The sequence below is a fragment of the Agrobacterium sp. 22094 genome, assembly GCF_052046015.1.
GTDB lineage: Bacteria > Pseudomonadota > Alphaproteobacteria > Rhizobiales > Rhizobiaceae > Agrobacterium > Agrobacterium cavarae.
The window spans coordinates 882,324-896,392 of the sequence record NZ_JBQEPX010000001.1 but is presented as its reverse complement, the minus strand read 5'-3'; the positions used below and the strand labels follow the sequence as shown (position 1 = coordinate 896,392).

At 58.4% G+C, this 14,069-nt stretch carries 14 protein-coding genes; 5 read left to right on the top strand and 9 right to left on the bottom strand.

Translation table 11 applies throughout. The features are described 5' to 3' along the window. Positions 1–5: 5 nt before the first annotated feature. Positions 6–1,031, bottom strand: coding sequence for a nicotinate-nucleotide--dimethylbenzimidazole phosphoribosyltransferase (cobT, locus tag ACTJK5_RS04275; RefSeq protein WP_112519215.1), 1,026 nt, complete (start codon positions 1,029–1,031; stop codon positions 6–8). A gap of 191 nt (positions 1,032–1,222) precedes the next feature. On the opposite strand from cobT, the gene cobS reads away from it, so the two are divergent. Genes cobS through ACTJK5_RS04260 form a run of 3 tightly spaced genes read left to right on the top strand, consistent with a single transcriptional unit; the run spans position 1,223 to position 2,907 of the window. Next, a complete protein-coding gene (cobS, locus tag ACTJK5_RS04270) occupies positions 1,223–2,005 on the top strand; it encodes an adenosylcobinamide-GDP ribazoletransferase (protein WP_440611908.1) in 783 nt (260 codons plus the stop codon). A 9-nt stretch (positions 2,006–2,014) separates the two neighbouring features. Further along, positions 2,015–2,203: a DUF1289 domain-containing protein gene (locus ACTJK5_RS04265; RefSeq protein WP_440611907.1), complete on the top strand. Its 189-nt coding sequence runs from the start codon at positions 2,015–2,017 to the stop codon at positions 2,201–2,203. Next, positions 2,200–2,907, top strand: a complete 708-nt coding sequence (locus ACTJK5_RS04260) for a retropepsin-like aspartic protease family protein (protein ID WP_440611906.1) — start codon at positions 2,200–2,202, stop codon at positions 2,905–2,907. Before ACTJK5_RS04265 ends, ACTJK5_RS04260 begins: the two co-directional genes overlap by 4 nt. Positions 2,908–2,913: 6 nt before the next feature. On the opposite strand, the gene ACTJK5_RS04255 is transcribed toward ACTJK5_RS04260, so the two are convergent. The 4 genes from ACTJK5_RS04255 to ACTJK5_RS04240 form a co-directional block, all read right to left on the bottom strand. Further along, positions 2,914–3,675, bottom strand: coding sequence for an ABC transporter permease (locus tag ACTJK5_RS04255; RefSeq protein WP_062427500.1), 762 nt, complete (start codon positions 3,673–3,675; stop codon positions 2,914–2,916). After that, a complete protein-coding gene (locus tag ACTJK5_RS04250) occupies positions 3,672–4,610 on the bottom strand; it encodes an ATP-binding cassette domain-containing protein (RefSeq protein ID WP_112358250.1) in 939 nt (312 codons plus the stop codon). The genes ACTJK5_RS04255 and ACTJK5_RS04250 overlap by 4 nt, the downstream gene beginning before the upstream one ends. A 403-nt stretch (positions 4,611–5,013) precedes the next feature. Further along, a complete protein-coding gene (locus tag ACTJK5_RS04245) occupies positions 5,014–6,183 on the bottom strand; it encodes an extensin family protein (protein WP_440611905.1) in 1,170 nt (389 codons plus the stop codon). Positions 6,184–6,427: 244 nt separating this feature from the next. Then, entirely contained in the window at positions 6,428–8,245 is a 1,818-nt protein-coding gene (locus ACTJK5_RS04240; protein WP_440611904.1) for a methyl-accepting chemotaxis protein, read from the bottom strand. Positions 8,246–8,518: 273 nt separating this feature from the next. On the opposite strand from ACTJK5_RS04240, the gene ACTJK5_RS04235 reads away from it, so the two are divergent. After that, on the top strand, positions 8,519–8,830 hold the full coding sequence (locus ACTJK5_RS04235) for a DUF1883 domain-containing protein (RefSeq protein WP_062427504.1): 312 nt from the start codon (positions 8,519–8,521) through the stop codon (positions 8,828–8,830). Positions 8,831–8,894: 64 nt separating this feature from the next. On the opposite strand, the gene ACTJK5_RS04230 is transcribed toward ACTJK5_RS04235, so the two are convergent. Together ACTJK5_RS04230 and ACTJK5_RS04225 are read right to left on the bottom strand one after the other, a co-directional pair. Next, the gene (locus tag ACTJK5_RS04230) at positions 8,895–10,211 is read right to left on the bottom strand and encodes a replication-associated recombination protein A (protein ID WP_440611903.1); all 1,317 of its coding nucleotides are present in this window, start codon (positions 10,209–10,211) and stop codon (positions 8,895–8,897) included. Further along, positions 10,208–11,614: a DegQ family serine endoprotease gene (locus tag ACTJK5_RS04225; protein ID WP_440611902.1), complete on the bottom strand. Its 1,407-nt coding sequence runs from the start codon at positions 11,612–11,614 to the stop codon at positions 10,208–10,210. Before ACTJK5_RS04225 ends, ACTJK5_RS04230 begins: the two co-directional genes overlap by 4 nt. Positions 11,615–11,786: 172 nt before the next feature. Between ACTJK5_RS04225 and ACTJK5_RS04220 the strand changes: the two genes are divergently transcribed. Continuing rightward, positions 11,787–12,140, top strand: a complete 354-nt coding sequence (locus ACTJK5_RS04220; RefSeq protein ID WP_062440774.1) for a lysozyme inhibitor LprI family protein — start codon at positions 11,787–11,789, stop codon at positions 12,138–12,140. Here ACTJK5_RS04220 and ACTJK5_RS04215 read toward each other — a convergent pair. Then, on the bottom strand, positions 12,137–13,138 hold the full coding sequence (locus tag ACTJK5_RS04215) for a serine hydrolase domain-containing protein (RefSeq protein ID WP_440611901.1): 1,002 nt from the start codon (positions 13,136–13,138) through the stop codon (positions 12,137–12,139). The two genes, ACTJK5_RS04220 and ACTJK5_RS04215, sit on opposite strands and share 4 nt — an antisense overlap. A gap of 161 nt (positions 13,139–13,299) precedes the next feature. After that, the gene (locus ACTJK5_RS04210; RefSeq protein ID WP_440611900.1) at positions 13,300–13,977 is read right to left on the bottom strand and encodes an SDR family oxidoreductase; all 678 of its coding nucleotides are present in this window, start codon (positions 13,975–13,977) and stop codon (positions 13,300–13,302) included. Positions 13,978–14,069 lie beyond the last annotated feature (92 nt).

Sequence of the window (14,069 nt, the reverse complement as noted above, 5' to 3'; positions counted from 1 at the left end):
TCGCCTCAATGGTGCGCAGCACCGGTATCGACGCCGGCCTGCGCAAAGGTCGCCATGCCGGAGTGGCAGGCAGCAGCAGCCTTGACGATACCGGCTGCAAGTGCAGCACCGGTTCCCTCACCAAGACGCATGCCAAGTGCGAGAAGTGGCGTTTTGCCCAGCCGCTCCACCGCCGCCATGTGGCCCGGCTCGCCGGACACATGGCCGATCAGGCAGTGATCGAGGGCCGCGGGGTTTGCGGCTTTCAGAAGAGCGGCAGCGGCGGTTGCCACATAGCCGTCGATCAGGACAGGTATCTTTTCCACACGGGCTGCCAGGATCGCGCCGGCCATGGCGGCGATTTCGCGACCGCCCAGTCTGCGCATAATTTCCAGTGGGTCGGAGAGATGATCCTTGTGGAACTCCACGGCCGCCTTCACAGCGGCGATCTTCCGCTCCATGACTTCACCTTGAGAGCCCGTGCCAGGACCGGTCCACTCTTCAGCCGTACCGCCATAAAGCGCCAGATTGATGGCAGCAGCAATCGTCGTGTTACCGATGCCCATTTCCCCGATGCAGAGAAGATCGGTACCGCCTGCGATCGCTTCCATACCGAAGGCCATGGTGGCGGCGCAATCCCGCTCGGAGAGTGCTGCCTCGCAGGTGATGTCACCGGTTGGGTAATCGAGGGCAAGGTCGAAAATCTTGAGACCGAGATCGTGGGTTACGCAGATCTGGTTGATCGCGGCACCGCCTGCCGCGAAGTTCTCCACCATCTGCTGCGTCACGGAGGATGGATAAGGCGTCACGCCGTTGCGGGTCACACCGTGGTTGCCGGCAAAAATCGCGACAAGCGGACGGTTGACGGCGGGTGCGCGACCCGACCAGGCGGCAAGCCACATGGCAATCTCTTCCAGACGACCCAGCGAACCGGCAGGCTTGGTCAACTGCGCATTGCGCTCCTTGGCGGCAACCAGCGCGTACGTATCCGGTCCCGGCAGGTCACGCAAAAGAACACGAAAATCGTCGAAAGGCAGGCCGCTCACGCTCATGGTATCGATCTTTCTCTCATGCCGAAGACTTGTGTTTTCCGGCAAATCGGTCTTTGTTGCGCCTCTCATAATCGGGGACGGGCAGAGGGACAACCTCTAAAGCATGCGGCGCAAACCAAGGACACGGTTTTGCGATACTATGACGCTCGTCGACAGCGCAACATTGGTCTTTCGAAATGCGGGAGAGCGGATTGATCCTGGACGGTTTTCTGACACGGGTCATGCACGCACTCAGCTTTCTCAGTCGCATCCCTGTCCATGACAGCTTCTTTCAAGGTCGCAAGGTAGACATGCTGGCCGCCACCGGTGTCTTCCCCATAGCCGGGGTGCTGATCGCCCTGCCATCCGCCATTCTCGTCTCCGTCCTCTATCACGCGCACGCCGACCCGTTGCTGACCGCGACATTGGCTTTGGCGGTTGCTACGGCTCTCACAGGCGCCTTGCATGAGGACGGGCTGGCAGACACCGCGGATGGTTTTGGCGGCGGGGCGGACAAGGAGCGGTCCCTCACCATCATGAAGGACAGCCGCCTCGGAAGTTATGGCGCCATCGCGCTGATCCTTTCCTTCATGGTGAGAGTTGCGGCCATTGCCGTCCTGATCCGCGAGCTGCCATGGCCTGCAAGTGCGTCCTCCCTGATCGCCGTGGCAAGCTTCAGCCGTGCCATGATGGTGTGCCACTGGCATGGTCTTCCACCTGCCCGCCAAGCTGGCGTCGCAGCCTCCATTGGCCAGCCAGGACCAATCGATCGAAACCACGCTCTTGCCTACGGCATCGGCATCGCCTGCGTGGTGCTGTTTTTGTCATACACCATAGTCGCCGCAATCGTCGCGATCGCCGCCTCTTTCGCGGCCACGCACCTCTTCAAACACCTGTGCCTCCGCAAGATCGACGGGCATACCGGCGATACGATTGGCGCAACACAGCAAATCACCGAGATCGTGATGCTGGTCGCTCTTGCTCTCCTTGCCTAAAGAACAGATATGAAAACGATGGAAACACCTTGCATTCACGTCTGCCAGCTCAGCCCTGAAGGTCTTTGCACCGGTTGCCACCGGACAATCGCTGAAATCACCGGCTGGAGCGGCTTTACCGCCGCTGAAAGGCACAGGATCATGAGTGAGTTACACAGACGCAGGACCACGAAGGCGACAGGAATGGAGAATGCATGAACAGGCTGACTTTGGTTCTTCTCATCCTTGGCATCGGTTTGGCACTTCTCTTGATCAACAACAGCAGCGGACAGACCTTCGGCATCGAAAATGATCGATTCGCCAGCGCGCTCTATCTGACGCCGATTGCCGTTCTTCTAGCGGCCGGCATTCTGGCAGGCAGTCGCGGCAACCTGCCTACGGTGCTTCGACAACTGGCCATCTGGCTCGTCATCATCTTGGGGCTGGCCGCAGGTTATCTTTACCGGGGAGACCTGCAGCGTTTCGGCGACAGGCTGATGGCAGGCCTCATTCCCGGTCGCGCCGTGGTGACGACGACATCCGACGGTGTCCAGGAAGTCATCCTCAGCAAATCCATGGGCGGCCATTTCGAGGCCGATGCCACGATCAACGGTGTCTCTGTCCATATGCTGGTGGATACCGGTGCAAGCTCCGTCGTCCTATCCAATGCCGACGCCGAGGCAATCGGCATCAATCCGGACAATCTGAATTATACCGTCTCGGTGATGACTGCCAATGGACGCACATCGGCAGCCCCCGTGCGTCTTTCGGAGATCGGGGTCGGTCCGATTGTTCGGCGCAATGTCCCTGCCCTCGTAGCGCAGAAGGGTCAGCTGGATCAAAGCCTGCTCGGCATGACCTTCCTCTCGACCCTCGGATCGTTGCAGATGCAGACAGACCAGCTGACGCTCAGAGATCGGTAAGGCCGGTCAGTTGCGCAGCTTGTAACCCGTCCTGAACATCCAGCTGACGATGGCGAGGCACACGGTCAAAAACCCGATGATCATCACGATGCTGATCAGCGGATTGACGTCGGCGATCTCGTAGAAGCTCCAGCGAAAGCCACTGATCAGATAAAGCACCGGATTGAAATGGCTAACCGTCTGCCAGAAGGGCGGCAGCATGTTGATCGAGTAGAAGCTGCCGCCGAGGAAGGTCAAGGGCGGAACAACCAGCATCGGAATGAGGTTGAGCTGCTCGAAATTCGACGCCCACATACCGATGATGAAGCCGAACAGGCTGAAGCTGACGGCCGTCAGCACGAAGAACAGGACCATCATGAACGGATGGGCAATCGAAATATCGACAAAGAAGGACGCCGTGATCAGGATGATGGTACCGATCATCAGACCTTTGGTCGCCGCTGCTCCGACATAGCCTGCCAATATCTCCGTCATCGAGATCGGGGCGGAGAGAATTTCATAAACGGTGCCGGTGAATTTCGGGAAGTAGATGCCGAAGGAGCCGTTGCTGACGCACTGCGTCAGCAGGGTCAGCATGATGAGGCCCGGCGTAATGAAGGCCCCATAGGAAACGCCCTCGACCTCCTGGATGCGCGAGCCGATCGCGGTGCCGAAGACGATGAAATAGAGCGATGTCGAGATGACCGGCGAGATCACGCTTTGCAAAAGCGTGCGGCGCGTGCGTGCCATTTCGAAAAGGTAGATGGACTTGATGGCTTCGAAATTCATTTCTGTCCTCCTACCAATGCGACGAAAATATCCTCGAGCGAGCTCTGCCGTGTCGAGATATCCTTGAAATGAATGCCCTCACCGGCAAGCGCTGACAAAAGCTCGGCGATCCGCCCCTGCTCTCCATTGCCGTCATACTCATAGGTCAGGCAGGTACCCTCTTCGGAGAGTTGCAGATGGAAAGGCGACAGGCTTTCGGGAAGCGTGGTGACCGGCGTCGTGAGTTCCAGTGAAAGCTGCTTGCGGCCCAGCTTGCGCATCAGCGCAGTCTTTTCTTCCACCAACAGAAGTTCGCCGCCATTGATCACCCCGACGCGATCGGCGATTTCCTCGGCCTCTTCGATGTAATGGGTGGTCAGAATGATGGTGACGCCAGCGGACCGCAGCTCTTCGACAACCTTCCACATGTCGCGCCGCAGCGCCACATCGACACCGGCCGTCGGCTCGTCGAGAAACAGAACCTTCGGCTCATGCGCCAGCGCCTTGGCGATCAGCACGCGGCGCTTCATGCCACCGGAAAGCTCACGCAGCATGTTGTCCTTCTTGTCCCAGAGCGACAGGGATTTCAAAACGCGCTCGATCAGTTGAGGGTCTTTACGATAGCCATGCAATCCGCGGGAAAACGACACCGTGTTCCACACCGTCTCGAACTGGTCGGTCGTCAATTCCTGTGGCACGAGCCCGATCAAAGCGCGTGTCTTGCGAAAATCCTTGACGACATCACTGCCGCCGACGAGCACGCTGCCCTCGCCCGGATTGACGAGACCACAGATGATCGAAATCAACGTCGTCTTGCCGGCACCATTGGGGCCTAACAACGCGAGGATCTCGCCCTCGTAGATATCAAGGGTGACGCCTTTCAGCGCCTGAAAGCCGTTGGCGTAAGATTTCGTCAGATTGCGGATGGAAACGATGGGTTTGCGGGAAGGCGTCATGAATGATCTTTCGGCACGTTCTTGAACTGCTCATATAAAGCATTTCCAGCAAAAGTGTTGTCCGTTTTGCATCCGGAAAGGGATCAAGACAAAAAGTCAGCTGGAGAGAGCGGAAACACCACACGTCGGTTGCAGTTCCGCAAATTTCACCAACGGCCTCATCTTCCTATCGTCCCTGTCATGAAGATGTGATGCTGATGTCGTAGAAACCGGCATGACGGGTAGCGGACTGTTCACCACAGGGCGCCCGTCCGGTTTTCAGCACCGCTCGACATTTTGAGACATACGGCAGTCATATTGAAAAACATTATTTTGGGCAGAGGCTACCCCCGCACTCTGCTCTGTTTTTTTGGCCCTATTTTTGGGCAGTCGACATCCACCATCCGATCGAAGAGCAAGGCCATCAATCGCAGTGGCGATAACCGGACTTGCGTGTGCGCAGATCGAAGTGGAAGTGGTTCCAATGGTTGGGGTCGCTACCCGGTCCGAGCACGGTGGAGAAATACTTGCAGCTGTCGGAGCGAACGGCCTTGAGCAAGCCTTTCTCACGGAAGGCAAAGAAGCTCTTCTTGCGAACGTCGATCTCCTTGCCGTTCTTCAGCGTGATCGTTCCAATGTCGATGGCGTTACCGCGCGCATGCTCAGACCAGGGGTTGCTCGCCCTGGAATTCATCTTGCGGCAGGAGTAGCCACCCATCGGGGTGATGCGGCCGACGCCGGAAAAGTAACGGAAGCGAGAAGACGGCACGAGTTCGAACTTCACCCATTTGGCGAAGGCAAGCGTCACTTGGCAGTTCAGCTTCACAGCCGGTCGGATCGCAACGCCACTGTCGAGACCGCTAAGCTCTATCGGGTAATCGATACCGCAGGTCGGACCATCGGCAATGCGCGCAACATCGCGGAAGGCGACACCCAATCTGCGAAGCTCGGTGCGACAGGCCACTTCGGAGGGTGGCATCATGCCGGGCGGCTGCGACATGCGCCGCTCCTGCGCCGGATTGTCCGGCATCAGCATCGCCACCTCTTCCACGGGCTGCGCCTGACGCTGACCGCTTGGCGGCGCCGGAATAAGGCGGGATTGATTGGCAAGCCCACGCGGTGCTTGCGGTGGCTGAGAAGCGGCACTGTCAGGAGCGGACACCTGCATATCCTGTTCCTCCGCAAGGCTCCGTCCCGGCGCCACGCCCAGTCCTGCATCCATGTTCACGCCCTCGTCACCCTCCGCCATCTGCGACGGCATGTGGGTTGACTGCGGCTGAACGGGCGCAAGGCGGCTCGCCTGCGCATCGAGCGTCGAGTAGCCCTGCCCGCTGGAGCTTAGCAGCGGATCACGCGATACCGGCGCCTCCGGCAGCGGCTGCGACAGGGCGGAATGGTCGTTGAAGGGAAGATCCTGGCTGACAGGTGCGGGCGGCGCACTGTAATTCTGCCGGCTGGAGGAGCGAATGGAACTGACGCGTGTCGCGCCATCGACCTCAGCGGGGGGCACAAGCCCCTCCGCTGAGCACGACACGATCACCGCCGACATTGTCATCAACGCCGCAAGACGACGCGGAAGGGAAACATACGCCATACCAGAACCTGTACCTTCAGCGACCGCAACACGCAGCGATCAGATCAAATTCTAAAGAAATCTGGTAAACGAACCCTTTGTGTCGACGCAAAGAAAGTGACCGACAAAGGCTTGTATGTTCTGAAACGAAACAGCAGGCTCCCGAAATCCGCACACTCGTAGCTGCGACCGAAGCGTTGCATCCATATGCGAAAACGAAAAGGGCGCCGCAAGCGACGCCCCTCTATCGGTATGGAAGCGAAAGTCACGCCGCCCGCGACATTGAGCTTCCAGCAGAAAAGCTTCCAAGCTGGAACCGCGCCAGCAGCGAATGCAGCTTGCGGCTCTCTTCTGCCAGCGTCTCGCTCGCCGCCGTGGTTTCCTCCACCATTGCGGCATTCTGCTGGGTCATCTGATCCATATGGTTGACGGAGGTGTTGATCTCCTGCAGTCCCGTCGCCTGCTCACGCGCAGCCGTGGCAATCGAGTTCACGTGGCCGTCGACGCGATTGACCAGCGAGACGATCTCCTCCAGTGCTTCTCCGGTGGAGCGAACCAGTGTCACACCGCCACTCACCTGCTCTGCCGAGCTGTTGATCAGCGTCTTGATTTCCTTTGCAGCATTGGCGGAACGCTGAGCAAGTTCTCGAACCTCCTGCGCCACGACGGCAAAGCCACGACCGGCCTCACCGGCACGTGCGGCTTCGACACCAGCGTTCAAGGCGAGCAGGTTTGTCTGGAAAGCGATTTCATCGATGACGACGATGATCTGACCGATCTTGCGGGAAGACTCCTCGATCCGGTTCATGGCCTCCACTGCGCTGCGGACGATATCACCGGAGCGACCCGCGCTTTGCTTCGTCTCCGTTACCATCTGCCGCGCCTCGTTTGCGCGCTCGGAGGCTGTGCGAACCGTTGCCGTGATCTCATCGAGTGCAGCTGCGGTCTCTTCCAAGGCCGCTGCCTGCTGTTCGGTACGGCGGGAAAGATTACCCGTCGCCTCGCTGATATCGGAGGCGCTGGCGTTGACGACATCACTGCTGCGCGAAATCGTTGCGATCACGTCCCGAAGGACGCCAACGGCGCTGTTGAAGTCGGCGCGCAGCTTGTCATATTCGGCACCCACCTGCCCCACCTGAACGGTAAGATCACCGCGCGCGAGGTTTTCCATAGCCTGGCCGAGCGAGTCCATGGAATGGGCTTGGCGCTCGGAGGCGGAGCGAAGCACGTCCTCGCTTTCCCGGCGCGTATTCTCGATCGCCTTCTGTTGCTCGGCTTCGCGAAGCTGCAACTGACTGCGCTCATTGACGGAGTTGCGAAGAACGAGCAGCGTCTTGGCCATGGCGCCGATCTCGTTGCGACGTTCGACGAACGGCACCTCCGCCTCGGCGTTTCCATCAGCGATACTCGACATGCTCGTCTTCAGCTTGCCGATCGGGCCTGATACGCTGCGCACAACCGCGGTGGCGACGGCAAGAACGACGAGCGCGCTGATCAGGCAAATGCCGACATAGAGGGTTGCCTCGCGCCAGAACATGGCGTTCAGATCGTCAACATAGACACCTGTGCCGACGATCCAGCCCCAGGGGGCAAAGCCTTCAACATAAGAGAACTTGCCCACAGGATCAGGCGCGCCGGGCTTCGGCCATTGATAATCAACAAAGCCCTTCCCGCTTGCCTTCACGGTATTGACGAATTCGACAAAGAGGAACTTGCCGTTCGGATCCTTATTCTTTGTCAGATCGGCACCGTTCAGCTCCGGCTTCACCGGATGCATGACCATTTTCGGACCCATATCGTTGATCCAGAAATAGCCATTGCCATTGTCATAGCGCATCGCCGAAATAGAAGCCTTCGCCTGTTGCTGAGCGACCTCCCGGGTCAGCGTCCCGCTCTGCTCCAGACGATAATATTGATCGAGAATGCCGACAGCCGAATGCGTCAACGCTTCCAGCCCCGCCTTGCGCTCCCTCTCCATCCCGCCATAGCCACCGAACAGGCTTGACGTCAGCGCCGCCGCCAGTATCGCCAGAAACAACGCGACCAGCGCATAAAGCCGCGTGGAAATGGTGAGATGTTTCATACGTCAAATTCCCCCGAATGTGATCAATTATTGGTAATCTTAAAAAATTGACAAAAGCATAAGGTGCACGCAGTGGTAGGTGGAAATACAATTTGGAAGGTAACGGCTCAGCCAACACGTTTGAGATATCAGCGTACTGTTTGTAGCTCGCAGTAGCTTTGGGAGTTTGCCTTCCACAAGCCTAAAAAAGTTCGCACAGAATACACATCAAGTAATTTCGAATTAAGAAATCAGAATCATGATCTCTGCGCCGAATAAAACGACGAGATCGATATGCCAAAACCTAATTTTCGCTACACCCACTACGATCTCAAGGAGATCCGTACTGGTACCATTATTGAAGTATCTCTCAACGCGGTCGCCAACGTACGCTTGATGACGGCCGGAAATTTCCAAAGATTCACAGAGCTTCTGGATTTCAAATATGTCGGCGGCGTTGCGCGAAAATCACCGCTGCGTCTGGCGATCCCCGAAACCGGCCATTGGCATGTCATCGTCGATGGTGAAGGTCACAATGGCTTGGCGGAGTCGTCTGTGAAGATGCTGCCGGCAAACCCGGCCGCCGCCCAGCGCAAGAGCGCCTGATCAACCGTCCAGCAGGACCCAGAAGCGAAGCGCAGACAGCCAGCCCCAAAGCTGGTCTTGCGCTTCAGCGAGGGTTGCGTTCCCGTCTCAGCTTAGACCACCAATCCAGGCGCTTGCGAATGTCGCGTTCAAAACCCCGGTCGGGCGGATCGTAGAAGGTAGTGCGCCCCATCTTTTCCGGGAAGTAATCCTGGCCTGAGAAGGCATCTGGTTCGTCGTGATCATAGCGATAGCCATCACCATAACCCTCGCCCTTCATCAGCTTGGTCGGCGCATTGAGAATATGCTTGGGAGGCAGCAGCGATCCGTTCTCCTTGGCCGCCCGCATCGCGCTCTTGTAGGCCGTATAGACCGCATTGGATTTCGGCGCCGTTGCCAGATAGACGCAGGCATGCGCCAGCGCCAGTTCCCCTTCCGGCGAGCCGAGATAATCATAAGCATCTTTTGCCGCATTGCAGATGACGAGCGCCTGCGGGTCGGCAAGCCCGATATCTTCGACTGCCATACGCACCAGGCGTCTGCCGAGATAAAGCGGATCTTCGCCGGCATCGAGCATCCGCGCCAGATAATAAAGCGCTGCATCGGGATCGGAGCCGCGCACCGACTTATGCAGTGCGGAGATCAGATTATAATGCCCGTCCTGGCCCTTGTCATAGACCGGCGCCCGACGCTGAACGATGCGGGTCAGCGCTTCCGTATCGAACACCTCGCCTTCCCGCGCCGCACGCCAGACTTCCTCGGCGAGCGTCAGCACGGCGCGACCGTCACCATCGGCCATGCGAAGCAGGGAGAGCCGCGCGTCTTCGTCGAGCGGCAGCGGCTTGGCTTCCGCCTCCTCGGCGCGATTCAAAAGCTCAATCAGGCTCTCTTCGTCATGCGGCTTGAAGGTCAGAACGCGGGCACGCGATAGCAAAGCCGCATTCAGTTCAAAGGACGGGTTTTCGGTCGTTGCACCGACAAGGATGATGGTCCCATCTTCCATCACCGGCAAAAAGCTGTCCTGCTGAGCCCGGTTGAAGCGATGGATTTCGTCGACGAAGAGCAGCGTTTGCCGCCCGTTCATCCGCCGCGTCCTCGCAGCTTCGAACACCTTCTTCAAGTCGGCCACGCCGGAGAAGATTGCGGAAATCTGCTCGAAGGCGAGACCGGCTTCACCCGAAAGTAGCCGCGCGACGGTCGTCTTGCCGGTGCCCGGCGGCCCCCAGAAGATCATCGAGCCCAGTGAACCGCTTTCGATCATACGGCGCAGAACACCCTCTTCGCCCGTCAGATGCGACTGACCCGTGACCTGTGCGATCGTGGTCGGCCGCAGCCTGTCTGCCAGAGGCCGCCGGTTGGCGACCTCCGCTGGAATCTGAGGTGCAAATAGGTCTCCGCTCATCGCAGGAACTGCCGCAGGCGCTGACCATCGCGAATGATCTCAAGACGCCAGAAGCCCGGATCATCGTGCAGCGCTTCCTCCATCTGGGCACTGGAGGTGATATCGGAACCATTCAACGACACGATGATATCCTTTGGCTGGAAGCCGACACGCGAAGCGGGCGAACCGCGCGCGACATCGACGATCACGACACCGGAGGGTGTTCCAACCATACGCAACTCATCGGCAAGCTTCGGCGAAAGATTGGCGACGGTGGCACCGGCAAATGGATTGCGACCCTCCAGCAGGCGCTCGTCACGCGGTGCCGTTTCCGGCGCAGTATCGAGCGCGATGGTGACGGTCTTTTCCTTGCCCTTGTCGATGAGTGCGATCTTGGCGGATTTGCCGATACCTGCCGTCGTCAGGCGATAACCCAACGCATCCGGATGCTCCACCTCGATGCCGTTCACGGCAGTGACCACCTGGCCAGGCTCGATGCCCGCCTTTTCCGCAGGGCCACCCTTCACAACGCTGACGACGAGTGCGCCGCGCGCGCGCTTCAGCCCAAGAGCTTCCGCGACTTCGGAGGTAACAGGATCGAATGTTGCACCGACATATGGCCGCTGAAAGCTCTTGTCGCCCTTTTCAGCCGCGGCCAGGAACACCTTGACCAGGTTTGCAGGGATGGCAAAGCCAATACCGTTGGAGCCACCGCCGCGCGAAAAGATCGCCGTATTGATGCCGATCAGCTCGCCGTTCATGTTCATCAGTGCGCCACCGGAGTTGCCGGGATTGATCGAGGCATCCGTCTGGATGAAGAAGCCGAAATCGCCTTGCGTCACCTGATTGCGCGCCAAGGCTGAGACGATACCGCTGGTGACGGTCTGGCCCACACCGAACGGGTTACCGATGGCGAGCACCAGATCGCCGACTTCCGTGGCGTCCGAATTGCCAAGCGGCAGCACGGGGAACTGTTCCTTTGCATCGATCTGCAGCACCGCGAGATCGACACGGTCGTCCTTCAACAAAACCTTGGAGGGAAATTCACGACCATCTGCCAGCGCGACCTTGATATCGTCGGCGCCTTCGATGACGTGGTTGTTCGTCACCACCAGCCCGCTGGCCGAAACGATCACGCCGGAGCCCAGCGAAGATTGCTTTTCCGTGCGGTTCGGCAATTGCTGGCCAAAAAACTGTTCAAAGAACGGGTCGCCGGCAAAGGGCGAGGCACGGCGCTGGACGATGCGCTCGGCATAGACGTTCACCACGGCACCGGATGTGCGCTTGACCAGCGGAGCAAAGGACAGCTGCATGTCCATGCGGCTGGCCGGCACCGCTTTAGCGTCCTGCGCCTGCGCACCCAAGGGCGCAAGAAGCAACGCAGCAAGAAAGCCGTGGGCCATGAATTTCAACACGCGCTGCATGTGATTCCTCATCTTCATCAATAGGATGCAGTTATAGCGTCTCAGCCTATAAATCAAAGGGCGGCAATATCATGACGCACGGCTTTACAAGCGAGCGCTTTACTTTCTTTGGAACTGGTTTCGATGTCTGAGAATTGAACCGCCAAGATATGATGAAAGATGAGACAGAAAAATGCAGTTTCGAAAACACGCTCTGGCCCTGTTTATTGTTTGCGCCTCCTATTCGCATGGATCGCCCGTCGGAGCCGCAAGCTTCGATTGCAGCAAGACTGATCTCGCGGCAGATGAGAAGACCATCTGCGAGAACCGCGCCCTGAATGATCAGGACGTGAAAATGGCCACCACTTTCGACATTCTCACGCAGCTCATGGCCATGGGGTCTCGTGATGCACTGAAAACCGAACAGAGCGAATGGCTGAAGCGTCGCCAGACCTGTGAAGCGGATGTCGCCTGCCTGACCAAGGCTTATGACGAGCGCATGGTCAAGCTTGGCGAAGCATTCCAGAGCATCAACCGCCCACTCTAACTCGCCGTGATGATATTCGTCATCAAACCATGCAACGCATCCCGGTAACCGGTCCACGCCGAGGGCGCATCTTCCCGGGACGTCATGACCACAGAGAGCTTTTTCGACGGCACGATATAGAGCATCTGCCCGCCATAGCCCCAGGCGTAGAAGACGTTCTCTCCCGCCATCTCCTTGATGAACCAGCAATAGCCATAACCGTCGCCATTGAATACCGAGTTCGTTCTCTGCGTCCAGGACTGGTCGATCCATGATTGCGAGAGGATGCGCTCGCCATTGGCGGTAACGCCACCACGCCTATACAATTCTCCAAAGGACAAGAGCGAACGCGCGGTCATCGCCATCTGATTACCGCCCAGATAAATGCCCTGCGGATCACGTTCCCAGCTGCCGATGGCAAACCCATCGAGCGGCTTGAACCAGTCTCGGGCAAGCGCCAGCGTCGGGCGGCCGGAGGCTTTGGTCAAAATGGCCGAGAGGAGATGCGTCGAGGCCGTCGAATAGAGCATGCCACCGCCCGGCTCGCCATCGAAGCCCGAGCCGAGAGCCGTGCTAACCCAGTTGCGGCTCGCGACCCAGCGTCCGTAATTCGGACCGGACATGCGTGCGAGACCAGACTGCATCGAAAGCAGATTGCCGATCGTGACGCGTTCCAGTCGCGGATCGGAGTTCGCGGGAAAGTCGGCTCTCAGTACGGAGGCGATCGGCTGATCGGCACCCTCTAAAATCTTGCGATCGATTGCCATGCCAACAAGTGCCGAGACGATCGACTTGGACGCGGACTTGATATTGGTCGATCCGGTGAGCGATGAACCATTATAGGCGCGCGAGGCGACCTCCTCACCATCGAGGCTGACGATCACCGCCTTCAGCGTCTGGAGAGAACCCGCACCTTCCAGGATGGGATTGAATTTGGCGCCTGTGCCTGATGATTGAGCGCGAACCGCTGTGGCAAAAGGCAGGGAGGCGAGGAGTGCGAGTGCTGTGCGACGTTTCATGTTTACCTAGGTAAGCGCTGCCACGATCAAAGGAAGCAGCATCACCACCTTGTGACTCGCACAGCTTCGATCGCGAAAAGGATTCTCGAAACAATGTGTTTCAGCACTTTCCTGAATCAAAATCTCAACGCCCTGATTCATTTTTTGAAGAAACACGAACGCTATTCCTCGTAGATCATCTTCCGGGTCATCCCACCATCCAGCACCAGAACCTGACCCGTCATGAAGCCAGCACTCGTCAGATAGAGCACACCGTCGGCAATATCCTTTGGCCTGCCAACGCGCCCTACCGGATGCTGCGCATGGTCCTTTTTGCGGAGATCGGCTTCATCAGTCACCCAACCCGGCGCGATCGCATTGACGCGTATCTTTGGCCCGAGACTGGCGGCCAGCGCATGGGTCAAGGCAACAAGCCCACCCTTGGACGCGGCATAGGCCTCGGTTTCCGGCTCGGACATGAAAGCGCGCGTCGAGACCATATTGACGATTGTGGCACCCTCGCCCATCAGCGGCACGGCGGACCTTGTCATCAGGAAGGCGCCCGTCAAATGGCTATCGGTGACCTTGCGCCAGTCGGCAAGCGACAGCTCATGGATCGGCCCATTCACCGGGCTTGCAATTCCGGCGTTGTTGACGAGCAGTTCAAGGCCTTTCCAGCCAAGCTGATCGAAGGCGGCAAGCACTGAGGTCTCATTTCCCACGTCACACAGAATGTTGCGCGCCGCTGTCTTGGTGTCCTTGATGTCGAAGCACGCAACGGTCCAGCCGTCGTCCAACAAAGCCTCGATAATTCCCGTCCCGATCAAGCCACCGCCGCCGGTCACAACTGCCCGCTTCATGATTTTCTCCCTAGCAATTCATGCGGCAACGTTTCCGATTGGCTGGTTGTTCCGATGCTGAAAGAAGGGTTGCGTCGACGAACGTCTCACGC